Consider the following 22,858-nt stretch of genomic DNA (forward strand, 5'->3'; position numbering starts at 1 on the left):
ACCCCTCCGTGTGACGCAGTGGGCCCCCGAGCACGCCACCCTACTAGCTGGAGGTGACGGAGCGGCACCCTCCGGCAGCACGCTGCGCACGCGCGGAGCCGTAGAGACATACGGCCGCGGCGGTCGCGAGGTTCAGGCTCTCGGCCTTGCCGTGGATCGGGACGCGCACCACCGCGTCCGCGAGGGCGCGGGTCTCCTCGGGCAGGCCCCAGGCCTCGTTGCCGAAGATCCAGGCGGTGGGACCGCCCATGGTGCCCGCGTCCAGCTCGGCGTCCAGGTCGTCCTCGCCCGCCCCGTCGGCGGCCAGGACCCGCAGGCCCGCGCCCGTCAGCCCGGCGACGGCCTCCTCGACGGGCACGCCGACGGCGACCGGGAGGTGGAAGACCGAGCCCACGGAGGCGCGTACCGCCTTGGGGTTGTAGAGGTCCACGGAGGCGTCCGTGAGGACGACGGCGTCGGCACCGGCCGCGTCGGCGCACCGCAGCACGGTCCCGGCGTTCCCGGGGTCGCGCACGTGGGCCAGGACGGCGACGAGCTTGGGGCGGCCGGCGAGGATCTCCTCGAAGGGCGAGTCCAGGAACCGGCACACCCCGAGCAGCCCCTGCGGGGTGACGGTCTGGGAGACCTCGGCGAGCACGGCGTCGGAGGCGTGGTGGACGCGGGCGCCGGTCGCGCGGGCGGCCTCGACGATGTCGGCGTACCGCTCGGCGGCCTCGACGGTGGTGAACAGCTCCAGCAGGGTCGGCTCGCCGCCGCTGCGGTGCGCGACGGCCTCGCGCACGGCCTGGGGGCCCTCCGCGATGAACCGGCGCTCCTTGCCCCTGAAGTTGCGCTTGGCGAGCCGCCGCGCCGCGATGACGCGCGGGGAACGGGGGGAGATCAGCTCAGGGGTGCCCATGGTGTGGTCGGCGGCTCTCTCGTCGTGGGTGCGGAACAGACCGGACCCGCAGGCTCGGGGCCTGCGGGTCCGGGAGGAAGAACTGCGGCCTGGAAGATCAGGCGGCGGCCTTCGGGGCGTTGACGTCGCTCGGCAGCGCCTTCTGGGCGACCTCGACGAGCGCGGCGAACGCGTTGGCGTCGTTGACCGCGAGCTCGGCCAGGATCTTGCGGTCCACCTCGATGTTGGCGGCCTTCAGACCCTGGATGAGGCGGTTGTACGTCATGCCGTTGGCGCGGGCAGCGGCGTTGATGCGCTGGATCCACAGCTGACGGAAGTCGCCCTTGCGCTTCTTGCGGTCGTTGTAGTTGTAGACCAGCGAGTGGGTGACCTGCTCCTTGGCCTTGCGGTACAGGCGCGAACGCTGACCGCGGTAGCCGCTGGCCTGCTCGAGGATCGCCCGGCGCTTCTTGTGGGCGTTGACTGCCCGCTTGACGCGTGCCACTTGTTAACTCCTTGTAGCGGGGCCGTGGTTGGACTCACACGGCCCGGAAACGATATGGGTCCCGGTGTCGGGCTGCCCTCGTCGCCGAGGGCGGGAGGTCAATCAGATGCCCAGCATCTTCTTGATCTTGGCGCTGTCACCCGGGGCCATCTCGGCGTTGCCGGTGAGGCGACGCGTCAGCTTGGACGACTTGTGCTCGAGCAGGTGGCGCTTGCCGGCGCGCTCGCGCAGGATCTTGCCGGAGCCGGTGACCTTGAAGCGCTTCTTGGCACCGGAGTGCGTCTTGTTCTTCGGCATGGCGCCGTTCTCTCCTCGTCAGTGGCGCTCCCAGCCGGTCCGGGGACCGGCGCTCGGGAGCGTCATGTGTGTCGGTTGAATCCTGGGCGGATGCCCGGGAATCAGGCCTCGGCGGCCTCGTCGGCGGGCTCGTCCACCGCGGACTCGTCCGCGTGGGCGGGCTGACCCTGGCGCTCCGCCTTGCGGGCGGCCTGCGCCTCGCGGGCCTCGGCCATCGCCTCGGTCTTCTTCTTGTGCGGTCCGAGAACCATGATCATGTTCCGGCCGTCCTGCTTCGGGTTCGACTCGATGAAGCCGAGGTCCTGGACGTCCTCCGCGAGCCGCTGCAGCAGCCGGTAGCCGAGCTCCGGCCGGGACTGCTCGCGACCACGGAACATGATCGTGATCTTGACCTTGTCGCCCTGCTTGAGGAACCGGACGACGTGACCCTTCTTGGTGTCATAGTCGTGCGGGTCGATCTTCGGCCGGAGCTTCATCTCCTTGATGACCGTGTGCGCCTGGTTCTTGCGCGCCTCACGGGCCTTCATGGCCGACTCGTACTTGAACTTGCCGTAGTCCATGAGCTTGCAGACCGGCGGACGGGCGTTCGCCGCGACCTCGACGAGGTCGAGGTCGTACTCCTGCGCAAGCTCCAGGGCCTTGGCAAGCGGAACAATCCCGACCTGCTCGCCGCTGGGACCGACAAGTCGCACCTCGGGAACGCGAATCCGGTCGTTGATGCGGGGCTCGGCGCTGATGGATCCTCCTCGGTAGCACCACGCGACCGCCTGGCGGACGGACGCGTAACGTCTGTTTCAAGACCACCCGCGCCGGCGCATGAAAAACGCCCCGGACGGGACACAGGCGGGGCTCCTCGTGATACCGGAGCACCGCCACGGCGTACCGCGGGGCGCACATCGGGCGGCTCCATCGTCCGTACGGAACGATGGTCGCCACCTGACCGGTGACCCGCCGTCCCGAGGGACGGCCAGGTGGGAGATCGGAGCCTCCACTTGTGGGCCGGAACACGAGTCGCGTCCGGCCGGTCGTCACACCAGGTTACCAGCTCCGGCCGGGTGCGGCTAACGGGGACGGGGCGCCTATCGTGGGCGTCATGAGTGACGCCACGCCGAGCAACGCCTCCGCCGCACAGACCACCGATTTCGAGACCATGACCCGCGACATCGCGGAGGTCCCCGCGGTCGAGGTGATCGTGACGGTCGCCGTCAACCTGATGAGCGCCGCCGCGGTCAAGCTCGGCCTCACCGAGGAGGGCGACCGGTACAAGGACCTCGACGAGGCGCGCAAGCTGGTCCACGCCCTGGCGGGGCTGCTGGACGCGGGCGCCACGGAGATCAGCTCGTTCCACGCGGCACCCCTGCGGGACGGGCTGAAGTCCCTCCAGCTGGCCTTCCGCGAGGCGTCGGTCGTCCCCGACGAGCCGGGCCAGGGCCCGGGCGAGAAGTACACCGGGCCGGTCTTCGGCTGACCTCAGGGTCGTACCCAGAAGGGCTCGCCCGGGGGCGTGGCCGCGGCCGGCAGGAGTGCCAGGTCCAGGCCCCGCACCAGGCGGGCCCTCAGTGTCTCGTCGGCCGCCAGGGCTCGGGCCACCCGCCGGCCGGCCTCGGCCGGGGACGCGTCGGGGTCGAGGACCAGCGCGAGGGTGCCGTCCGCCGATCCCGGGCCCAGGTGGGCGCGGAGCACCCCGGGCTCCGCGGCGACGACGGCGCGCACCGCCGCCGTGACGGCCGGGTCCGCGAGCGGGTCGGTGGAGGTGCGGCCCTCGGCCAGGGCGAGCAGCGCCCGCCCGGTCAGCTGGTACGGCACCGGCCCGGCGAGGTCCAGGACCAGCGTGTCGGCCTTCTCATGGGCGACCGCCCGGAGCGCCTGGTGCAGGGGGACGGCGACGGGCCGGGCGTCCGGGTCCCACAGCGCCAGGGACGCCAGGGACGTGAACGCCGGCAGGGCGCGGCGATCACCGGCGGTGAGCGTCGGCACCGCCATGTCGCTGGTCTTCTCGCGGCGCAGGCCGGTCTCCGCGTCCTCCTCGACCTCGCCGAGGACGGCGACGACCGGGACCAGCAGCCGGGCATCCCGGAGGGCCGCGAGGACGCGCGGCTCGGCCGCCCGGTCCTGCGCCCAGGCCGCGAGGGCCTCGGTGAGCCGGGGATCGGCGGTGCCGTCGTCGTCGGAGAAACCGGGGTCCGGGATGTTCTTGAGCGCCACGCGACGAGCCTAACGGCGCCGCTCAGCGTCCGGTGGCCCGGCCCCCGCGCCACAGCACGACCGCGGCGGCCAGCAGCAGCACGCCGAGGGCCCCGGTGACGGGGGCGAGCGGGCCGACCCCGTCGTCCCCGCCCCGCTCGGCCGCCGGGCCGGTGCCGAAGTAGCGCCTGCCGTAGCCGGCGGCGGCCGCCTTGAGGTCGGCGGGACGCAGCTTCGCGCCCGCCGCGACGGCCGCGGCCGGGTCGACCGTCCCGTACCCCTTGTCGACGTCGTGCCCGCCGCCCCGGGGGCGGTCGCGGGCGGTGTCCGCGAGGAGCTTCTTGACCTGCGCCGGGGTCAGGTCCGGGTGGGCGGCCCTGACCAGGGCGACGGCTCCCGAGACGAACGCCGAGGCGGCACTGGTGCCCCACCCCTGGTAGTACTTCCGGTCCGGGTCTGCGATCACGATGTCGACACCGGGCGCGCTGACGGTGGCGTACCAGCGGCTGGTGGAGAAGGCGGCGTGGGTGCCGTACCGGTCGACGGCGGTGACCGCGATGACGCCGGGGTAGGCGGCGGGGTACGAGATGTGGTCGCCCTTGTCGCCGCCGTTGCCGGCCGAGGCGACCACGACGGCGCCCTTGGACAGGGCGTACTGGACGGCGGCGTCCTCGCCCGCGTCGGGGTGGGCGGACTCGCTGTCGTCGCCGAGGGAGAGGTTGATGACGTCGGCGCCGTGGTCGACGGCCCAGCGGATGCCCTGGGCGAGGGCGGTACCGCGGGTGTTGCGGGCCTTGGTTCGGGCCGGGTCGCCGCCTTCGAGGATGACGCGGACCGGCAGGATCTTCGCCTCGGGCGCGATGCCGAGGACGCCGTCCTCGCGGCCGGGGCCATGGCCGTGGCCCGCGATGATCCCGGCCATGGAGGTGCCGTGGCGGGCCCAGGCGCGGTCGCCGCGCCGGGCGCCGAAGCCGATCAGGTCCTTGCCGGGCAGGACGTTGCCCACGAGGTCGGGGTGGCTGTCGTCGACCCCGGTGTCGAGGACGGCGACGGTGACGCCCGCGCCCTTGGTGGTGCGCCAGGTCTCGGCCGTGTGCATCGCCTCCAGGCCCCACTGCTGGGCGCGGATGCCGTCGGCGTGGGCCGGGGCGGCGGGGAGCACGGTGAACAGCGTGGCGGCGAGGGCGGCGGTGAACGCGGCGCGACGGCGGCGGTGGCTCATCGGGACTCCCGGACGGCCTCGCCGGTCTTCGCCGTCCTCCGCAGGCCGCGCTCGATCCGGTCGGCGACGCCGTCCGCGTCGTGGCCGAGCCCGGCCTGGGCGGGCGTGCTGGTCTGCCCCTCGGCCATCGCCTCGGCGGCGGGCTGCGGGTCCGTGACGGTGCGGCCGTCCGCGAAGCCGGAGACCGCGTAGACGACGACGGGCACGTCGGTGAGGACGCTGACCCGCCAGCTCGCGCGCTGCGCGTCGCCGAAGCCGGCGGCGACGGTGCCGGGGGCCGGCAGGGTCCGGGGCAGCAGGTCGGTGCGCTCGTCGAGGCTCTCGTCGGCGAAGCGTTCGCGCAGGGCGGTCATGCCGGGCCGGTCGGCGTCGGTGAAGACCATGCCGACGGTGGTGACGCTGGTGGCGGTGGCGTCGGTGTAGGTGGCACGCACCAGGCGCGCGCACCCGACCGGCCGCAGGGCCTTGACCAGCAGCGGGTCGAGGGCACCGGCGCACGGGCCGTCGGGCGCCACCGCGACGCGCGTCCAGGTCCGGTCGGCGCGCCCGGGTCCTGCGCCCTCGCCGTCGAGGGTGCGGGGGAACAGCGAGTCGACGGGCACGCTGTGCCACAGGCGGCGGGCCTCGGTGTAGCGGTCCGAGGTCTGCGCGGCCGAGTCGCCCACGAGCCAGGCCCCGGCGGCGGCCCCGCCGGTGAGCCCGAGGCCCAGCACGAGGCAGGCGACGGCGGCCGCAGCGCGGGCGGGGTGTCGTCCGGGGACGGGGCGCAGGCGCGTGGTGGTCTCGGCGGGCGTCTCCGGCGGCACCCAGTGGGGCCGCGCGGCGGCCGGCGCGCCGGCCCCGGGGCGGGGCGTGAGGTCGACGGCGCCGACGGGCCGCCGCCGCGTGGGCGGGGCGGTCGGCGCGGGCGGCGCGGCGGGGTCCGTGGTGGGCGGGGCGGGGGGTGCGGCGCGGGTCGCCGGGGGCGCGGTGGGCGGGGCCGGTCGCGACGCGGGCGCGGTGGGCGGGGCCGGTCGCGACGCGGGGGGCGCGGTGGGGGTCGCCGGAGGCGCGGTGGGCGGGGCCGGTCGCGACGCGGGCACGGTGGAGGTCGCCGGGGGCGCGGTGGGCGCGGTGGGCGGGGTCCAAGGGTGCGGCGGGGCGGTCGCGGAGCCGCGGGACGGGCGGAGCCGGGCGGTGGTCCCGGGGGCCGGCGGGGCCGGGGTGTCGGCGGCGGGCGCCGGCATCGGCGTACCGGCGGGCGGGGCGGACCGGGTGGCGCGTACCGGAGCGGTGCCGGGCGCCGCCGAGGAGGCGGGGGCCGGTATCGGGGAGGAGGGTGAGGTGACGCGTGCGGTGTCCGTGGCGCGGGAGGCAGGGTGTCGTGCCTCGGTGCTCATCCGCCCCCCTCGGTGTCGTCCGGATCGCCTTGCGGGGCAGGCCCGTTCGTCAGCGCGTGGGTAACTCTACGGGCTGCGCCCGTCCGATCGGCAACGAGGCCGAGGGCCGGGGCGGATCTGACCGGAACGTCCCCCTACCCCCGGGTAGGCCCTTCTGGCAGGCTCTGGCCATGACTCCGCGTGCCGCCGACCGAGCCCGGTACGACCGGGCCACCGCCCACCTCGACGCGCCCGTCGCCGTCGTCGACCTGGAGGCGTTCGACGCGAACGCCGACGATCTGGTCCGCCGGGCCGGCGGGAAGCCGGTCCGGGTGGCGAGCAAGTCCGTACGCTGCCGCGCCCTGCTGGAGCGGGTGCTGGCGCACGACGGGTTCGCGGGGATCATGTCGTACACGCTGGACGAGTCGCTGTGGCTGGCGCGCGCCGGCTTCGACGACGTCCTGCTCGCGTATCCCTCGGCGGACCGTGCCGCGTTCGCGGAGCTCTCGCGGGACGCCAAGCTCGCGGGCGCGGTGACCGTGACGGTCGACGACCCGGCGCAGCTGGAGCTGATCGACCGGGCGCGTGAGGGCGGCACCGAGGAGGTGCGGGTCTGTCTGGAGCTGGACACGTCGTTGCGGCTGCTGGGCGGCCGGGTGCGGATCGGCGCGCGGCGCTCGCCGCTGCGGACGCCCGCCCAGGTGGCGGAGCTGGCGCGGTCGGTCGCGCGCCGTCCGGGGTTCCGGCTGGTCGGGCTGATGGCGTACGAGGGGCATGTCGCCGGGGTGGGCGACGCGATCGCGGGGCGGCCGGTGCGCTCGCGGGCGGTGCGGTTGATGCAGGCGGCCGCGCGGCGGGAGCTGGCGGCGCGCCGGGCGGCCGTGGTGGCGGCGGTACGGGCGGTGGCGCCGGACCTGGAGTTCGTCAACGGCGGCGGGACGGGGAGCGTCCAGCACACGGCCGCCGAGGACGCGGTGACCGAGATCGCGGCCGGGTCCGGGCTGTACGTGCCGCGGCTGTTCGACGACTACACGTCGTTCACGGGCCGTCCGGCGGCGCTGTTCGCCCAGCCCGTGGTGCGCCGGCCGGGCCTCGGGGTGGTGACCGTCCTCGGGGGCGGCTACCCGGCGTCGGGCGCGGCGGGCGCGGACCGGCTGCCGGTCCCGTACCTCCCCGAGGGCCTGCGGTACGACCCGCGGGAGGGGGCGGGCGAGGTGCAGACCCCGCTGCTGGGCGCCCCCGCCGACGACCTGCTGATCGGCGACAAGGTGTGGTTCCGGCACGCGAAGGCGGGCGAGCTGTGCGAGCGGTTCGACGTGCTGCACCTGATCGAGGGCGACCGGGTCACCGCGACCGTACCGACGTACCGGGGCGAGGGGCGGACGTTCCTGTGACCGGTGGCCCGTGCGCCGGTGGCCCGTGCGCCGGTGCCCGGTGCTCCCGCGTCCAATGACCGGCTTCCTGTGCCCCGGTGTCCTCAGGGGCCGATGGAGCTGCCGACTCCCCCGCCGGTCGAGCTGCCGACGGGACGGATGCCCCGGGTGATGTCGTCCATCACGGACGGCGGCGGGGCGCCCGGCCCGGCGGACAGGACGAACCGCACGATGACCGGCGACTCGCTGCCCAGCGGGGAGGGGAAGACCAGGGACTGGACGTAGCCGCCGGGTCCCTGGTGGGTGGTGACCCGCCAGCGGACCAGGTGGCCGGTGCGTCCGGCGACGACGGTCGACCGCTCGGCGACCACCTCGTGGGAACGGATGCCGCCGTGGGGCCTGACGCCGAGACCGTCCTCCTCGAACGCGCGGTCGGCGGCCTCGGCGATGTCGCCCCGGGCGATGGCGCGGGGGTCATCGGTGCCGGTGGCCGTGGCGGTGAGGGAGGACACCGAGCCGCGTCGGCACGAGCGGCTGCTCGCGGCGGGGCACGGGTCGGCGGCGACCGTCGCCACGGTCGGCAGGTTCCCCGTGCCGAACTCCGGCTCCTCCCAGCCGGCGGGGACGGGCAGGGTGATGCCGTTGAGCTGGTCGACGACGACCGAGGGGTCCTCCTCGCCGGGGGAGCCCGAGGCCGGCGCGGGCGACGCGGAGGACCCCGCCGAGCTCGCCGGTGGGGGCGCGGGGCTGTTCGCGGCGTCCGCGGGAGGCTCGTCGCCCGAGCCGAGGACGACCGCCGCCGCGGCGACCACGGCCACCACCGCGACCCCCGCCGCGGCGGCGACGGCGCGGCCGGTCCGCCTGTGCCCCGGCGGCGGCGCCGCCATGACGGCGGCGGCGCCGGCGGCACGGGTGTGCCCGGTCCAGGCGGTGCCGTCCCACCAGTGCTCGACGGCCGGGTTGCCGGGGTCGGGGTACCAGCCCGGGGGCGTCATGCTCATGCGGTCACTCTAGGGGCGGGCGCGGCGCAGGTCCGGTCCGGGCCCGCGCCGGTACCGGCCCCGGGACCGGGCGGACTACAGGGGGGTGACGTACGCGCCGGAGATACCGCCGTCGACCAGGAAGTCGGTGGCGTTGACGAACGACGAGTCGTCGCTCGCCAGGAAGGCGACGGCGGCCGCGATCTCGTCGGCCTCGGCGAAGCGGCCGGCCGGGATGTGGACGAGGCGGCGGGCGGCGCGCTCGGGATCCTTGGCGAACAGCTCCTGGAGGAGCGGGGTGTTCACCGGACCGGGGCACAGGGCGTTGACGCGGATGCCCTCGCGGGCGAACTGCACCCCGAGCTCGCGCGACATGGCGAGGACGCCGCCCTTCGAGGCGGTGTAGGAGATCTGGCTGGTGGCCGCGCCCATGATGGCCACGAACGAGGCGGTGTTGATGATGGAGCCCTTGCCCTGGCGCCGCATGTAGGGGATGGCGGCCTTGCAGCACAGGTAGACGGAGGTGAGGTTGACCTCCTGGACCCGCCGCCACGCGTCCAGCCCGGTGGTGAGGATGGAGTCGTCGTCGGGCGGCGAGATGCCCGCGTTGTTGAAGGCGATGTCGACGCTGCCGTAAGTGTCGTACGCGGTCTTGAAGAGCGCCTCGACCTCGTCGGCGTCGGTGACGTCGACGCGTACGAAGGTGCCGCCGACCTCGTCGGCGGCCGCCTTGCCGGCCCTTTCGTCGATGTCGCCGCAGACCACGTTCGCGCCCTCGGAGGCGAGGCGGCGGGCGGTGGCGAGGCCGATGCCGCTGCCGGCGCCGGTGATGACGGCGGTCCGGCCGGTGAGACGGCGGCACACGGTGTTGTCGGTCATGGGTCAGGCCTCCGTGCTGATGAAGACGTTCTTGGTTTCGGTGAAGGCGGTGAGGGCGTCGGGGCCGAGCTCCCGGCCGAGGCCGGACTGCTGGTAGCCGCCGAACGGGGTCCAGTAGCGGACGCTGGAGTGGGAGTTGACGGAGAGGTTCCCGGCCCGGACGGCGCCCGAGACGCGCAGCGCCCGGCCGACGTCCCGGGTCCAGATGGAGCCGGACAGGCCGTACTCGGTGGCGTTGGCGAGCCGGACGGCGTCCGCCTCGTCGTCGAAGGGCAGGACGACGGCGACGGGTCCGAAGACCTCCTCGACGGCGGCGGGCGCGTCGGGCGCGAGGCCGGTGAGGACGGTGGGCGGGAACCAGAAGCCGGGTCCCTCGGGGGCCTTGCCCCGGATGCCCTCCGCGTCGTCGGGGACGTAGGAGCGGACCCGGTCCAGCTGGGCCCGGGAGATGAGGGGGCCCATCTGCGTCCTCTCGTCGGACGGGTCGCCCACGGCGACCCCCTCGACGGCGGGCGCGAGGAGCTCCAGGAAGCGGTCGTAGGCGGAGCGCTGGACGAGGATGCGGGTGCGGGCGCAGCAGTCCTGGCCGGAGTTGTCCAGGAAGGACATGGGGGTGGCGGCGGCCGCGGCCTCGATGTCGGCGTCGGCGAACACGATGTTGGGGCTCTTGCCGCCCAGTTCGAGGGTCACGCGCTTCACGCGGTCGGCGCACTTGGCCATGATGGCCTTGCCGACGCGGGTGGAGCCGGTGAAGACGATCTTCGCTACGCCGGGGTGCTCGACGAGCGCGTTCCCGGCGACGGCGCCCGCTCCGGGCAGTACCTGGAAGAGATGTCCCGGGAGCCCGGCCTCCAGGGCGAGTTCGGCGAGCCGGAGGGCCGTGAGGGGCGTGGCCTCGGCGGGTTTGAGGACGACCGCGTTTCCCGCCGCCAGGGCGGGTGCGGTGCCCCAGGCGGCGATGGGCATGGGGAAGTTCCACGGGGCGATCACGCCGATGACGCCGAGGGGTTCGAGGATCGTGACGTCGAGCCCCCCGGGGACGGGGATCTGGCGGCCGTTGAGGCGCTCCACTCCCCCGGCGGCGTAGTCGAGCAGGTCGCGGACGTTGCCGGCCTCCCAGCGGGCGTTGCCGAGGGTGTGGCCCGCCTCGCGGACCTCCAGCCGCGCCAGTTCCTCGACGTGCTCGTCGACGACGGCGGCGAAGCGGCGCAGCAGGCGGGCGCGGTCCGCGGGGGCCGCTGCCGCCCAAGTGCGCTGCGCGGCCCCGGCCCGGGTGACGGCGGCGTCGACGTCGGCGGGAGTGGCGGCCGGGACGGTGGCGACGACCTCCTCGGTGGCGGGGTCGAGGACGAGGTGCTCGGTGCTCACATGGCTCCTTGCGGACGTTCGGGTGACATGTGCTCGGGTGACGTGGGCGGGGCTTACATGGGCCGGGCCCACATGGGTTCGGGCGGCATGTGCTGAGGGGGCACGTGCCGGGCCGGCATGGGCCGGGCGTATGGGTGCGGGGCAGGCACGTGCGCGGCCCACATGTGCCGGGCCCGCACGTGCGCGGCCCACATGTGCGGGGCAGGCACGTGCGCGGCCCACATGTGCCGGGCCCGCACGCGCGCGGCCCCACGTGCTCTCGGCTCGGCTCACATGCGTTCGAAGGAGCGGCGCAGCTCCCAGTCGGTCACCGCGGCGTCGAAGGCGTCCAGCTCGACCCTCGCCATGTTGCGGTAGTGGGCGACGACCTCGTCCCCGAAGGCGGCCCGGGCGATGGGGCTCTTCTCCCACAGCTCGGCGGCCTCGCGCAGGGTGGTGGGGACATGGGCGTAGTCGGCGGTGTACGCGTTGCCGTCGCACGGCTCGGGCGGTTCGAGCTCGTGCTCGATGCCGTACAGTCCGGCGGCCACCAGGCCCGCGACGGCGAGGTGCGGGTTCACGTCACCCCCCGGGAGGCGGTTCTCGAACCGCATCGAGCGGCCGTGGCCGACCACCCGCAGGGAGCACGTGCGGTTGTCGTGGCCCCAGGCGACGGCGGTCGGTGCGAAGGAACCCGGCTGGAAGCGCTTGTACGAGTTGATGTTGGGCGCGTAGAGCAGGGAGAAGTCCCGCAGCGCGGCGAGCTGTCCGGCCAGGAAGTGCCGCATGACCCGGGACATGCCGTGGGGGCCGTCGCCCGCCATGACGTTGCGGCCGGGGTCGTCGGCGGACTGGAGCGACAGGTGGATGTGGCAGGAGTTGCCCTCGCGCTCGTTGTACTTCGCCATGAAGGTGAGCGAGACGCCCTCCTGGGAGGCGATCTCCTTGGCACCGGTCTTGTAGATGGCGTGCTGGTCGCAGGTGACCAGGGCCTCGTCGTACTTGAACGCGATCTCGTGCTGGCCGGGGTTGCACTCGCCCTTGGCCGACTCGACGGTCAGACCGGCGGCGGCCATGTCGTTGCGGATGCGGCGCAGCAGGGGCTCGATGCGCCCGGTGCCCAGGATGGAGTAGTCGATGTTGTACTGGTTCGCCGGGGTGAGGCCGCGGTAGTCCGCGTTCCACGCCTGCTCGTAGGTGTCCTTGAAGACGATGAACTCGAGCTCGGTGCCGACGTGGGCGGTGAAGCCGTGCTCGGCGAGCCGTTGCAGCTGGTGGCGCAGGACCTGGCGCGGCGCGGCGACGACCGGCGAGCCGTCGCTCCAGGCGAGGTCGGCGACGAGCAGGGCCGTGCCCTCGTTCCAGGGGATCCGGCGCAGGGTGGACAGGTCCGGGCGCATGGCGAAGTCGCCGTAGCCCGTGGCCCAGGAGGACATGGCGTAGCCGTCGACGGTGTTGAGCTCCACGTCCACGGCAAGGAGGTAGTTACAGCCCTCTGTGCCGTGTTCCAGAACCTCGTCGAGGAAGAAGGGTGCGGCGAACCGCTTGCCCTGGAGCCGCCCTTGCATATCGGGGAAGGCCAGGACCACTGTGTCGATCTCACCGCTCGCGACGAGGGCACGGAGTTCCTCGACCTCGAGCGGGGGTTTGCGGTCTGCCACGGGATTGCTCCTCCTTCGGTCAGCCGGAAGCCATAAGGTATTAGGTGAGACCATTGCTTGGGAAGGGGAAACCGCGAGGTGGCGAAGAAGAGCCAGGGCCGTGCGCCCGGGGACCGGTTGGCCCCAGTGCTGCGGCCGGTGCGGGCGGGCAACGGCTTCGAGGAGGCCCTGGAGCAGATTCTCCAGGTCGTCCGGCTCGGTCTGGTGCCCGGTGGCGAACGGCTGCCGGCCGAGCGGGACCTGGCCGAGCGCATGGGGATCAGCCGGGTCACGCTGCGCGAGGTGCTCAAGGTCCTCCAGGAGCAGGGCCTGGTCGAGAGCAGGCGCGGCCGGTACGGCGGAACGTTCGTGCTCCACCGCGACCGGACACCCGGCGACACGGGCGAGGCGGAGCTGCGGCGGCGCATCGCGTCCGTGGACGTGGAGGACACGCTGCGCTTCCGCGAGGTGCTGGAGGTGGGCGCGGCGGGGCTGTGCGCCGCCCACGGGCTGTCGGAGGCGGGCGCCGAGCGCCTGCGCACGGCGCTGCGGGCCACGCACGACGCGCCGCTGGACGACTACCGGCGCCAGGACACGCTGCTGCACCTGACGCTGGCGGAGCTGTCCGGCTCCCCGACGCTGACCGCGCAGTACGCGGCGGTGCGGGCGTCGGTGAACGACCTGCTGGACTGCATCCCCCTGCTCGTACGCAATCTGGAGCACTCGCAGCACCAGCACACCGCGCTGGTGGAGGCCGTCCTGGAGGGCGACGCGGACGCGGCCCGCGAGGTGATGCGGGAGCACTGCGCGGGGACGGCGGCGCTGCTGCGCGGGTTCCTGACGTGACGCGGGACGCCGGATGCCGGCTGCCGCGCGGGCGGGGAGGTGCCGGGGCGGGCCGCGGGCGGGCCGTCGGCGTAACGCGAAAGTAACGCAGGGGTCTTGCGCTCATGCCCGCCCACCGCAAAGGTATGGGTCCACTCCATTGGGCCCCGATCGCTGACGCGGGAGCACTGCTGCCATGACGCTGGAAGAAACCAAGGACCCCTCACCCGCCACGGACGACTACCTGAAGCGCCGGGCCCTGCGGCAGGGCAGCGCCGGCTGGCTGCTGCTCACCGGCCTCGGGGTGGGATACGTCGTCTCCGGCGACTTCTCCGGCTGGAACATCGGCCTCGCCGAGGGCGGATTCGGCGGGCTGGCGACGGCGACCGTCCTGATGGGCGTGATGTACGCCTGCCTCGTCTACGCGCTGGCCGAACTGTCCGCCATCCTGCCCGCCGCCGGCGGAGGCTACGGCTTCGCCCGCCGGGCGCTCGGCACCTGGGGCGGGTTCCTCACCGGGACGGCCATCCTCATCGAGTACATCCTCGCCCCGGCCGCCATCTCGATCTTCATCGGCGACTACGTCGAGTCCCTGGGCCTGTTCGGCCTGGAGTCCGGCTGGCCCGTCTACCTGGCCTGCTTCGTCGTCTTCGTCGGCATCCACCTGTGGGGCGTCGGCGAGGCACTGCGCTTCAGCCTGGTCGTGACCGCCGTCGCGGTGGCCGCGCTCCTGATCTTCGCGGCCGGCGCCTTCACCGAGTTCCGGGCCGACGGGCTGAACGACATCCCGGTCGACGCGAGCGCGTTCGGGTCCAACTCCTGGCTGCCGTACGGGCTGCTCGGCATCTGGGCGGCGTTCCCCTTCGGGATGTGGTTCTTCCTGGGCGTGGAGGGCGTGCCGCTCGCCGCCGAGGAGGCGAAGGACCCGGTGCGCTCGATGCCGCGGGCGCTCTCGCTGTCGCTGATGATCCTGGTGCTCCTCGCCGTGCTCACGTTCTTCGCGTCGACGGGGGTCCGCGGGTCGGCCGCGATCCAGGACGCCGGCAACCCGCTGGTGGTGGCGCTACAGGGCGACGGCGACCCGACCGCGCTGAGCCGGTTCATCAACTACGCGGGCCTCGCGGGGCTGGTCGCGTCGTTCTTCTCGCTCATCTACGCCGGTTCGCGGCAGTTGTTCGCCCTGTCCCGCGCCGGGTACCTGCCCCGCTTCCTGTCGCTGACCAGCCGCCGCAAGTCCCCGTACCTGGGCCTGCTCATCCCCGGTGCGATCGGGTTCGCGCTCGCGGCGGCCACCGGGAACGGGGCGCGCATGCTGAACATCGCGGTGTTCGGCGCCACCATCAGTTACGCCCTGATGGCGCTGTCCCACATCGTGCTGCGGCGCCGCGAGCCGGACCTCCCGCGCCCGTACCGGACACCCGGCGGAATCGTCACCTCGTCGGTCGCCTTCGTGCTTGCGCTGTCCGCGCTGGTGGCGACGTTCCTGGTGGACAAGGACGCGGCGTTCATCGCGCTGGGCGTCTACGCGGTCGCCCTGGCGTACTTCGCCTTCTACAGTCGGCACCGTCTCGTCGCGAGCGCGCCCGAGGAGGAGTTCGCGGCGCTGGCGGCGGCCGAGGCCGAGCTCGCCCGCGACTGAGACCGGGACCGAACCCGCCCGCGACCGGGACCGATACCGATACCGAGAGGACCCGCCGTGCCCAAGCCGCTCATCGGCGTCACGACCTACCTGAACCCGGCCCGGTGGGGCGTGTGGGAGCTGCCCGCCGCGCTCCTCCCGGAGGCGTACCCGCGCCTCGTCCAGGCGGCGGGCGGTATCGCCGTCATGCTCCCGCCGGACGCGCCGTCCCTCGCCGCCGACGTGGTCGCCCGCCTCGACGCCCTCGTCGTCGCGGGCGGCGCGGACGTCGACCCGGTACGGTACGGGGCCGACCGCGACCCCCGTACGGGGCCGCCGGCGGCGGAGCGGGACGCGTGGGAGCTGGCGCTGATCGGGGCCGCGCTGGCGGCGGGCACACCGCTGCTCGGCATCTGCCGGGGCATGCAACTGCTGAACGTGGCCCTCGGCGGCACGCTGATCCAGCACCTGGACGGCCATACCGGCGGGGTCGGCGTGTTCGACACCCACACGGTGAAGCCGGTGCCGGGGACGCGGTACGACGCGCTGGTCGGCGAGGCGACGGCGGTCCCCACCTACCACCACCAGGCCGTCGACCGGCTGGGCGAGGGGCTGATCGCCTCGGCCCACGCGGAGGACGGCACCGTGGAGGCGGTCGAGTCGGCGGACGGCCGGTGGGCGCTGGGCGTGCAGTGGCACCCGGAGATGGGTGACGACCCCCGGGTGATGGAGGGGCTGGTCGCGGCGGCCTCGTCCTGAGCGCCCGAGAGCCCGGACCGCTCACGGGGGCGGTCCGGGCTCTCGTGTCCCTCATGCCGCGGGGAGCCGGGGCAGCTCCTCCGGGAGAGTCCGCGCCTCCTGGCAGTCGGCGGCCTTGTAGGTGTGGCGGGCGAGCTGGTAGGCGAAGTCGGCAAGGACCTGCCGCAGTTCGTCCCCGTGAACCCGGGTCTTGCCGATGGTGCGGGCGTCGACGCTCAGCGCATAGGCGTTCCGCGCCTCGCCGGGCTTCTTGCCGGGCGGGGTGCAGGGGACGTACACGTAGGCGTGGTCCGGGTGCACCACGGCCCTGATGTCGCCGGACGACACCTCGACCGGGTCCACCACGTACCCCTGCTTCGCGTAGTGGTCACGCCACGGGCCGGAAGCCGAGTCACGGGACTCCACCTCTCCCGAGATGACGGAGCCACCGCTGGTGCGTACGTAGCAGGCGAAGTGGAAGTTGCCGTCCGACCGGTTCTGACGGAGCTTCCCCCGCTCCTCGGCCGAACGCGCCGAGGGCAGGGCACGCGCCGCCGTCGCCCGGTCCACCGCGCCGTCGCACGGCCGGTCGGGCAGTCGGTCGACACCCCTGGTGAAGATCTCCAGGTATCCGAACACCGCCGCGATCACCACCAGACAACATGTCCCGGCGATGACGGCGTTCCTCTTTCGACGTGCCTGCATGGGGCTTCCCACATCCACTCGGGCGTTACGCGGCCGGCCGGGCGTGGGAGTCCTCCAGCATGGAGTCGCTGGCATCCCATCCGTCCTCGATCGCCAGGCGGATCGTGTTCCGCGTGGCGCCTTCCGTCAGTTCCTTGGACCCGTGCTCCTCGATGGCCTTCACGGCGCTCTCCTGCGTCTGGTGGTTGGCCGATGCCTGGGCGTCGTTCAGGTCCCCGGCGGTGTCGTAAAGGGCCTGGTCCAGCGCCCCGTCGATCTGCTGCGCATCGATGAGGCGGTCGACGGACATACCGGCGATGCCCCCGAAGAAGCCGCTCGCCGCGGCGGCCGTAGCGGCCACGGCCGGTGCTGTTCCGACCAGGGCGACGGTACCCACGCCCACACCGGCGGACAGGATGGACTTCACGACGTCACCCTTGGTCTTGAGGGCGGTGTTCGCGTCCTTCTCGGCCTCCAGGTCGCCGGTGATCCCGGCGTCCGCGACCGAGTGTCCGACGATGCCCTCGATGATGCCGGCATTCTTGGCGATGGCCGTGACCGCGTCCTCCGTCTTTCCGTCGAAGAGCTCCGGCTGGGCGATGTGCGCCTCCAGGGAGCTGGCCGTGTACACGCTCTCCCCGACGATGATCGCGGCGCGGCCCATGGGGTCCCTGGCCGTCTCGTACAGGAAGCGCGTGGTGTCCAATTTGTCCAGGCCATCGGGGTCCTGGCTGTTGCTCCAGAAGATCGACTCGGCTCCCTGGCCGGCGATCGACCGGCTGATCTCGGGCATGTAGGCGGCGGCCATGTCGCCGAAGCTCTCACCGGTGGCCTTGTTCACCAGCTCGGCGCCGGTCTCCGGCTGGGCGACCGCGTGCATGACCTCCTTCATCAGGGCGACCTGCTCCCTGCTGTGCGGCCGGATGTCGGTCGCCTTCTCGCCGTCCCCGTAGCCCGTCACCGCCGCCTCTAGGGCATGCGCCACGGCACCGTCACGGTCGGTGTACCGGGTGCTCTCCAGCATGTGCTCGAAGACCTTCTTGTCGTCGAAGGTCTGGAGTGCGGCCTCCGGATTGTGCGACAGGGCCTTCATGTAGCCGACCAGCGGGTCCCGGCCGTCGTCCTTGCCGAAGACGAGATCGGTGATGTTGCCGGCCTTCCAGAGGTCGTTGGTGCCCATGCCGGTCAGGCCGGCCGGGGCCATGTCCATCTTCAGGAGCTGCTTGCCGTAGGCGTCCAGGAACTCGGCGTCGTACTTGCCGTGGTGCATCAGGCTGCTCATGACCTGGTAGCCCATGGCCCCGTTCGGCCGCAGGGGGTCGGCCGCATTCGTCCTGAAGGCCGTGGTCGCCTCGTCGAGGACCTTCTGCTTCCACTTCTCCATACCGTCGGAGTCGGAGAGCGTGGCGGTGGCGAGCGTCATGCTCAGGTCGCGCTGGAGGCTCTGGAGCTGCTTGAGCTCGTCGCCTGTGGCTCCCGCGTGGAGCTCGGCGACGTCGTTCCAGAACTGGAGTGTCTCCTTACCGCCCAACTTCGATGCGAACGTGGCGGCGAACAGCTCGTCGTCCTTGTACTGGGCCATGGTCCGCTGGAACTCGGCGAGCTCCTCGGGCGACATCTTCTTGGCGTCCTTCGCCAGCTTCGCCATCGCGTCGGCCTTGTTCAGCGCGTCGGCGGCGGAGTCGCGGTCGGCGTGCTTCACCCCGGAGAAGCCGTAGTCCGCCTGCTCGGCGATCGCGCGCAGGACGCGAGCCGCCGTGGAGTCGCTCGTGGTGGCCTGGTTGAGGATGCGCTGGATGTTGTCCCTCAGTGCGTCGACCTTCTGCTGAGTGCCGGGCGGCTCGGGGTGGACGGCGGCCATGACGCGGAAGCCGCCGCCCTTCTCCCCGTAGACGGACAGCTTGTCCTTCTCGAAGCCGTCGTCGAGGGCCTTCCTCAGCTCGTCCCGGTACCCGACCAGCTCGTCGTGGGTGTCCCTGAGAATGTCGCGTATCGAGGTGGCCTGCGTCAGGGCGTCGGAGAACTCACCGGCCGTCTTGGCGATGAACTCGCGCGAGACGGTGGCGTTGACGCCGGTCCAGTTGGCCTTGTCGGCCTTGGCCTTCATGTCGTCGCGCGACCGCTTCTCCAGCGTCTTCAGATTCTTGACCACCGTGGACCAGTCGGTGATCGCGGTGCTGAGCGCCGAGAAGTTGGCGTGGCGCAGTGCCTCGAGGTCCATCAGCGCTTCACCCCCTCGTCGAATCCCTTGAGCAGGGCCGAGATGCTGCTGGTGGTCGACGCGATGTGGTATTCGTCGCCCGCGTGTGCCTTCTTGGTGAAGTCCATGTGGTTGGAGATGTGGGCACAGGCGTCGAGGAGGGTCGTGAGCGACTTCTCCCACCGCTCCTGCACCGTGTGCAGCGCGCCGCCCAGCTCGAACTCCTGCGTCGTGAGGTCCTTGGCAGCAGTCTGGCTGCTGGACCAGGCGTCACGGCCGTAACGCCCGAGGTCCTCGAACAGCTTGAACGCGCTGTCGCCGACCGCGGCGAGGTCCTGCTGGTTGACCGTGAGGTCGCCCTGCCCGCCCCCGCCCTTGCCGCCCGGCGCCTCGTTCAGTTGCATTCGCGAGGAGCTTCTGGCGCTGGCGTCGGCCTTCAGCCGCTCCCATTCGTCCCACGCCATTGGGTGGGCTCCTTCCCCCGTACGGACAAGCAAATGATCGACGTTCCAGGTGGAAACGTCAGCAAGGCGTCCCGGACACGTCAAAGGACGACCCTACACAAGGAGTTGCGACAGCTGGTCGGGCAGCCTGGCGCTCACCGCCCGATGCCCCCTGGGGGCGGGTCTTACGGATCCCGCCCGGCTCGCCCGCCCTTGCGCGCGTCTGCGGCTTTGTCGTCGGCCGCCGACTCCCCCGAGGTCTCGGCTTCGCTCGACCAGGGCCCCACCGCGGCGGCTCCCTCCTTCGCCTTGCCTCCGCACGCACCATCCCCTCCCTGATCCGGTCTGACCCGAAGATCCGCCCTAGCCCCGCGCCAGTGAGAGCAGGTCACGGGCCGGGCCGGTGGGCAGCGGGCCCGTGGGCCAGACGGCGCGGAGGGCCCGGTGGAGGTGGACGCCCTCCACGGGGACCTCGACGAGGCGGCGGGAGGCCAGCTCCTCGGTGACCGCCAGCTCGCTGAGGACCGCCGGGCCCGCCCCGGTCACCGCCGCCGCCTTCACGGCCGTCGTGGAGGCCAGCTCCAGCAGCGGGTCGGCCAGTCCGCCGTACTCCGCGAGTGCCGCGTCCAGCACCTGCCGGGTCCCCGAGCCGTACTCACGCAGCACCAGTGGGGTGGCCGCCAGTTCGGCGGGCGTCAGCGGGGCGCGGCGGCGGGCCCAGCGGTGCGAGGGGGCCGCGACGACCACGAGCCGGTCGTGGGCGACGACCACCGCGTCCAGGCCCTCCGGGACGGCGAGGCCCTCGACGTACCCCAGGTCGGCCTCCCCCGCCAGCAGACCGGCCGCGACGGCGGTCGAGTTGCCGGCCCGGAGGGAGACGGCCGTGTCGGGGCGCTCGGCGCGCAGGGCGATGAGCCAGCCGGGCAGCAGGTACTCCGCGATGGTCATCGAGGCCGCCACCCGTAGCCGTGAGTCGCGCCGGTCGCGCAGCGCCTGGGCGCCCGCGTCGAACGCCTCCGCCGCCTCGACGACCCGCCGCGCCCAGTCGGTGACCAGGGCGCCGGCGGCGGTGAGCCGGGAACCGCGCGGGGAGCGGTCCACCAGCGCGACGCCCAGTTGCCGTTCCATGGAGCGGATGCGGCTGCTGGCGGCCGGCTGGGTGATGCCGACGTCGCGCGCGGCCCGGCCGAGGCTGCCGTGCCGGGCGACGGCCAGCAGCAGCTCCAGGGCCCCGAGATCGGGCACACGATGCGAGAGACTCATAAATTCAGTTTATGGGGTCATAGGGTCATGATCTCTGGTGAGTCTCATCCGCGCAGGTGAGGGTGGGTCCATGGCAACCCTCGCGCACCAGTTCCCCCTCCGCCGCGTTCCCCGCACCATGGCCGTGCGGCACCTCGGACCCAACTGGTACGCGACGGTGATGGGCACCGCGATCGTCGCCAACGCGGGTGCCGCGCTGCCCGTCCGCCTCCCCGGCCTGCGCACCGCCTGCGCGGCCGTGTGGGCCCTGTCGCTGCTGATGCTGCTCGTCCTGCTCGCGGCCCGCGCCCTGCACTGGGCGCACCACCGGGACCAGGCCCGGGCCCACCTGCTGGATCCGGCCGTCGCCCCCTTCTACGGGTGCCTGGCGATGGCGCTGGTCTCGGTCGGGGGCGGCGGTGGCCCTCGACGCGGCGCTCTTCCTGACCGGGACGGTGATCGGCCTGGCGGTCGCGGTGACCGTCCCGTACCTGATGGTGGTGCACCACACGGTCGACTCCCCCTCCCCGGTGTGGTTGCTGCCCGTCGTGTCGCCCATGGTCTCGGCGGCGCTGGGGCCCCTGCTGGTGCCGCACCTGCCGCCCGGGCAGTGGCGCCTGACGCTGCTGACCGCCTGTTACGGCATGTTCGGGCTGAGCCTGCTCGCGACCCTGGTGGTGCTGCCGCTGGTCTTCGGCCGGCTGATGACCGGCGGCCCGCTGCCGCTCGCCCTGACGCCCACGCTGTTCCTGGTGCTCGGGCCGCTGGGCCAGTCCACGACGGCCGCCGCCAAGTTCGCCGACGCGGCGCCGGGCGTGCCGTACGCGGGCGAGGCCGCCGTCCTGTACGGGGTGCCGGTCATGGGCTTCGCCCTGCTGTGGCTGACGCTGGCGGGGGCCATGGTGGTGCGGGCGCGGCGGCGGGGCATGGGGTTCGCGCTGACGTGGTGGGCGTTCACCTTCCCGGTGGGGACGTGCGTGACCGGCGCGGAGGGGCTCGCGCAGCACACCGGGCTGGCGGCGCTGCGCTGGCTGGCGGTGGGGTTGTACGTGCTGCTGGTGGCGGCGTGGCTGACGGCGGCGGTCAGGACGGTCCGGGGACTGGCCGCAGGAGCGCTGCTCGCAGCGCCGCCGGGGCCTGGGCGAGCGACGGCCCGTACCACGTGAGGTACCGGCCGTCGACGAGCGCGGCGGGCAGGCCGCCGAACGCCTCGGGCCCGTCGTCGGCGGTGAAGCGGTACGGCTCGTCCGGCAGCACGACGAGGTCGGCGCCCGCGGCGCGAAGCTCGTCGAGCGGTACGCGCGGGTAGCGCTCGGGGTGGTCCGCGTACACGTTCACCACACCGAGGCGGGCCAGCAGGTCGCCCGCGAAGGTCTCGTGGCCCAGCACCATCCAGGGGCGGCGCCAGACGGGCACGACGGCCGTGCGGTACGCGCCCGGGGGCGGCAGGCGCGCCCAGGCCGTCCGGGCCTCCGCCAGCCAGTCCGGGCGCTCCGGTACGCCGCAGGCGCGCAGCACCCGGTCCAGTTCGGCGAACGCCTGGTCCAGTCCGCGTACCTCGGTGACCAGGACGTCCAGCCCGGCGGCGCGCAGGGCGGCGAGGTCGGGGGCCCGGTTCTCCTCCTCGTTGGCGACGACGAGGTCCGGGCGGAGGGCGGTGATCGCGGCCACGTCCGGGTTCTTGGTGCCCCCGATACGGGTGACGTCCAGTCCGGCGGGGTGGGTGCACCAGTCCGTGGCGCCGACCAGCAGGCCGGGGGCGGTGACGGCGACGGCCTCGGTGAGGGAGGGGACGAGCGACACCACCCGCATCAGGTGCTGGTCTCGATGTGCTCGGCGACCGAGACGACGAGGATGCGGGTGTGCGGGTCGCCCGCCCGCCAGCGGTGGCGGACGCCACCGGACAGGTACAGCGTGTCGCCGCGTTCCAGCCGGTACGCCCGGCCCTCTGCCTCCACCTGGGCGGCGCCGTCGGCGACGTACAGCATGGCGTCGTTGCGCAGCACCAGTTCGCGTCCGGCGTCGTGCTCGCCGGTGAACTCCTCGGCGTGCATCTGGTGCTGGCCCCGCACCAGGGCCCGCGCGCCGGGCCGGCCCGGGTCGTCGGCGGCGCGTACGACGTCGACGGTGCGCGCCGGGTCGGCGGCGTCGAGCAGTGCCACGGTGGTGGTGTCCAGGGCGTCGGCGATCTGCTGGAGCGAGCGCTCGCTGGGGCGGGCGCGCTCGTTCTCAATCTGGCTCAGGAAGGGCACGGACAGCCCGCTGCGCTCGGCCACCGCGGCGAGGGTGAGCGCCATGGCTCTTCGCCTCCTGCGGACGGCCACGCCCACCCGGAGCGTCTCCTTCTCGTCCATCTCCTCGGCTCCCTCCCTCTGCGACCACCATACGCAGCGGCGGTACCACCGAGTAGCGCAACGGGAGGGAAAGACGCGAAGCGGTGGGGCCC

22 protein-coding genes and 1 pseudogene are annotated in these 22,858 nt (G+C 73.4%); 6 read left to right on the plus strand and 17 right to left on the minus strand.

What is annotated here, in order from left to right; genetic code table 11:
* Positions 1 to 43: 43 nt before the first annotated feature.
* From IE109_RS24435 to infC, 4 genes are all read right to left on the minus strand, one after another.
* Positions 44 to 898 (minus strand): TrmH family RNA methyltransferase, encoded by an 855-nt coding sequence (locus IE109_RS24435; protein WP_189553351.1) that lies wholly within the window; start codon positions 896 to 898, stop codon positions 44 to 46.
* A gap of 97 nt (positions 899 to 995) precedes the next feature.
* Positions 996 to 1,382 (minus strand): 50S ribosomal protein L20, encoded by a 387-nt coding sequence (gene rplT / locus IE109_RS24440; protein ID WP_064068121.1) that lies wholly within the window; start codon positions 1,380 to 1,382, stop codon positions 996 to 998.
* A gap of 102 nt (positions 1,383 to 1,484) precedes the next feature.
* Positions 1,485 to 1,679 carry a 50S ribosomal protein L35 gene (rpmI, locus tag IE109_RS24445; protein WP_041128339.1) on the minus strand — a complete coding sequence of 65 codons (195 nt, stop codon included), beginning with the start codon at positions 1,677 to 1,679 and terminating at the stop codon, positions 1,485 to 1,487.
* 101 nt (positions 1,680 to 1,780) lie between these two features.
* Positions 1,781 to 2,416 carry a translation initiation factor IF-3 gene (gene infC / locus IE109_RS24450; protein WP_189553663.1) on the minus strand — a complete coding sequence of 212 codons (636 nt, stop codon included), beginning with the start codon at positions 2,414 to 2,416 and terminating at the stop codon, positions 1,781 to 1,783.
* Positions 2,417 to 2,772: 356 nt separating this feature from the next.
* Between infC and IE109_RS24455 the strand changes: the two genes are divergently transcribed.
* Positions 2,773 to 3,147 (plus strand): DUF1844 domain-containing protein, encoded by a 375-nt coding sequence (locus IE109_RS24455; protein ID WP_189553353.1) that lies wholly within the window; start codon positions 2,773 to 2,775, stop codon positions 3,145 to 3,147.
* 2 nt (positions 3,148 to 3,149) lie between these two features.
* Here IE109_RS24455 and IE109_RS24460 read toward each other — a convergent pair whose 3' ends face one another.
* From IE109_RS24460 to IE109_RS24470, 3 genes are read right to left on the minus strand one after another with little or no spacing between them, the layout of a single operon-like run.
* The gene (locus IE109_RS24460) at positions 3,150 to 3,884 is read right to left on the minus strand and encodes an SseB family protein (protein WP_189553355.1); all 735 of its coding nucleotides are present in this window, start codon (positions 3,882 to 3,884) and stop codon (positions 3,150 to 3,152) included.
* Between the two features lie 22 nt (positions 3,885 to 3,906).
* Positions 3,907 to 5,085: a type VII secretion-associated serine protease mycosin gene (gene mycP, locus IE109_RS24465; RefSeq protein WP_189553357.1), complete on the minus strand. Its 1,179-nt coding sequence runs from the start codon at positions 5,083 to 5,085 to the stop codon at positions 3,907 to 3,909.
* Entirely contained in the window at positions 5,082 to 6,464 is a 1,383-nt protein-coding gene (locus IE109_RS24470) for a hypothetical protein (protein ID WP_268251484.1), read from the minus strand. The genes mycP and IE109_RS24470 overlap by 4 nt, the downstream gene beginning before the upstream one ends.
* 170 nt (positions 6,465 to 6,634) lie before the next feature.
* Between IE109_RS24470 and IE109_RS24475 the strand changes: the two genes are divergently transcribed.
* Positions 6,635 to 7,837: an amino acid deaminase/aldolase gene (locus IE109_RS24475; RefSeq protein WP_189553359.1), complete on the plus strand. Its 1,203-nt coding sequence runs from the start codon at positions 6,635 to 6,637 to the stop codon at positions 7,835 to 7,837.
* An 83-nt stretch (positions 7,838 to 7,920) separates the two neighbouring features.
* Here IE109_RS24475 and IE109_RS24480 read toward each other — a convergent pair whose 3' ends face one another.
* The 4 genes from IE109_RS24480 to IE109_RS24495 all read right to left on the minus strand — a co-directional run bounded on the left by IE109_RS24480 (position 7,921) and on the right by IE109_RS24495 (position 12,683).
* On the minus strand, positions 7,921 to 8,817 hold the full coding sequence (locus IE109_RS24480) for a DUF2510 domain-containing protein (RefSeq protein ID WP_189553361.1): 897 nt from the start codon (positions 8,815 to 8,817) through the stop codon (positions 7,921 to 7,923).
* Between the two features lie 75 nt (positions 8,818 to 8,892).
* Entirely contained in the window at positions 8,893 to 9,675 is a 783-nt protein-coding gene (locus IE109_RS24485) for a 3-oxoacyl-ACP reductase (protein ID WP_189553363.1), read from the minus strand.
* A gap of 3 nt (positions 9,676 to 9,678) precedes the next feature.
* On the minus strand, positions 9,679 to 11,043 hold the full coding sequence (locus tag IE109_RS24490) for an aldehyde dehydrogenase family protein (protein ID WP_189553365.1): 1,365 nt from the start codon (positions 11,041 to 11,043) through the stop codon (positions 9,679 to 9,681).
* Between the two features lie 269 nt (positions 11,044 to 11,312).
* Positions 11,313 to 12,683, minus strand: a complete 1,371-nt coding sequence (locus IE109_RS24495) for a glutamine synthetase family protein (protein ID WP_189553366.1) — start codon at positions 12,681 to 12,683, stop codon at positions 11,313 to 11,315.
* 78 nt (positions 12,684 to 12,761) lie between these two features.
* Here IE109_RS24495 and IE109_RS24500 point away from each other — a divergent pair, with 78 nt between their 5' ends.
* The 3 genes from IE109_RS24500 to IE109_RS24510 all read left to right on the plus strand — a co-directional run bounded on the left by IE109_RS24500 (position 12,762) and on the right by IE109_RS24510 (position 15,864).
* Positions 12,762 to 13,508 (plus strand): FadR/GntR family transcriptional regulator, encoded by a 747-nt coding sequence (locus tag IE109_RS24500; protein ID WP_189553368.1) that lies wholly within the window; start codon positions 12,762 to 12,764, stop codon positions 13,506 to 13,508.
* Positions 13,509 to 13,683: 175 nt separating this feature from the next.
* Positions 13,684 to 15,126, plus strand: coding sequence for an ethanolamine permease (eat, locus tag IE109_RS24505; protein WP_189553371.1), 1,443 nt, complete (start codon positions 13,684 to 13,686; stop codon positions 15,124 to 15,126).
* Positions 15,127 to 15,183: 57 nt separating this feature from the next.
* The gene (locus IE109_RS24510) at positions 15,184 to 15,864 is read left to right on the plus strand and encodes a gamma-glutamyl-gamma-aminobutyrate hydrolase family protein (protein ID WP_189553373.1); all 681 of its coding nucleotides are present in this window, start codon (positions 15,184 to 15,186) and stop codon (positions 15,862 to 15,864) included.
* 51 nt (positions 15,865 to 15,915) lie between these two features.
* On the opposite strand, the gene IE109_RS24515 is transcribed toward IE109_RS24510, so the two are convergent.
* The 4 genes from IE109_RS24515 to IE109_RS24530 form a co-directional block, all read right to left on the minus strand.
* A complete protein-coding gene (locus IE109_RS24515) occupies positions 15,916 to 16,548 on the minus strand; it encodes a hypothetical protein (protein WP_189553374.1) in 633 nt (210 codons plus the stop codon).
* 25 nt (positions 16,549 to 16,573) lie between these two features.
* Entirely contained in the window at positions 16,574 to 18,748 is a 2,175-nt protein-coding gene (locus IE109_RS24520) for a DUF6571 family protein (RefSeq protein WP_189553376.1), read from the minus strand.
* On the minus strand, positions 18,748 to 19,191 hold the full coding sequence (locus tag IE109_RS24525; RefSeq protein ID WP_189553378.1) for a hypothetical protein: 444 nt from the start codon (positions 19,189 to 19,191) through the stop codon (positions 18,748 to 18,750). Before IE109_RS24525 ends, IE109_RS24520 begins: the two co-directional genes overlap by 1 nt.
* A 342-nt stretch (positions 19,192 to 19,533) precedes the next feature.
* Complete coding sequence (locus IE109_RS24530) at positions 19,534 to 20,433, minus strand: LysR family transcriptional regulator (RefSeq protein WP_189553380.1); 900 nt, start codon at positions 20,431 to 20,433, stop codon at positions 19,534 to 19,536.
* 70 nt (positions 20,434 to 20,503) lie between these two features.
* Between IE109_RS24530 and IE109_RS24535 the strand changes: the two are divergent.
* A pseudogene (locus tag IE109_RS24535) lies at positions 20,504 to 21,578 on the plus strand (TDT family transporter).
* Here IE109_RS24535 and IE109_RS24540 read toward each other — a convergent pair.
* Together IE109_RS24540 and IE109_RS24545 are read right to left on the minus strand one after the other, a co-directional pair.
* Complete coding sequence (locus IE109_RS24540; RefSeq protein WP_189553382.1) at positions 21,496 to 22,224, minus strand: helical backbone metal receptor; 729 nt, start codon at positions 22,222 to 22,224, stop codon at positions 21,496 to 21,498. The pseudogene IE109_RS24535 and the gene IE109_RS24540 overlap by 83 nt on opposite strands.
* Complete coding sequence (locus IE109_RS24545) at positions 22,224 to 22,766, minus strand: helix-turn-helix domain-containing protein (RefSeq protein WP_189553384.1); 543 nt, start codon at positions 22,764 to 22,766, stop codon at positions 22,224 to 22,226. Before IE109_RS24545 ends, IE109_RS24540 begins: the two co-directional genes overlap by 1 nt.
* Between the last annotated feature and the right edge of the window lie 92 nt (positions 22,767 to 22,858).

It is taken from the genome of Streptomyces lavendofoliae (assembly GCF_014649735.1).
GTDB lineage: Bacteria > Actinomycetota > Actinomycetes > Streptomycetales > Streptomycetaceae > Streptomyces > Streptomyces lavendofoliae.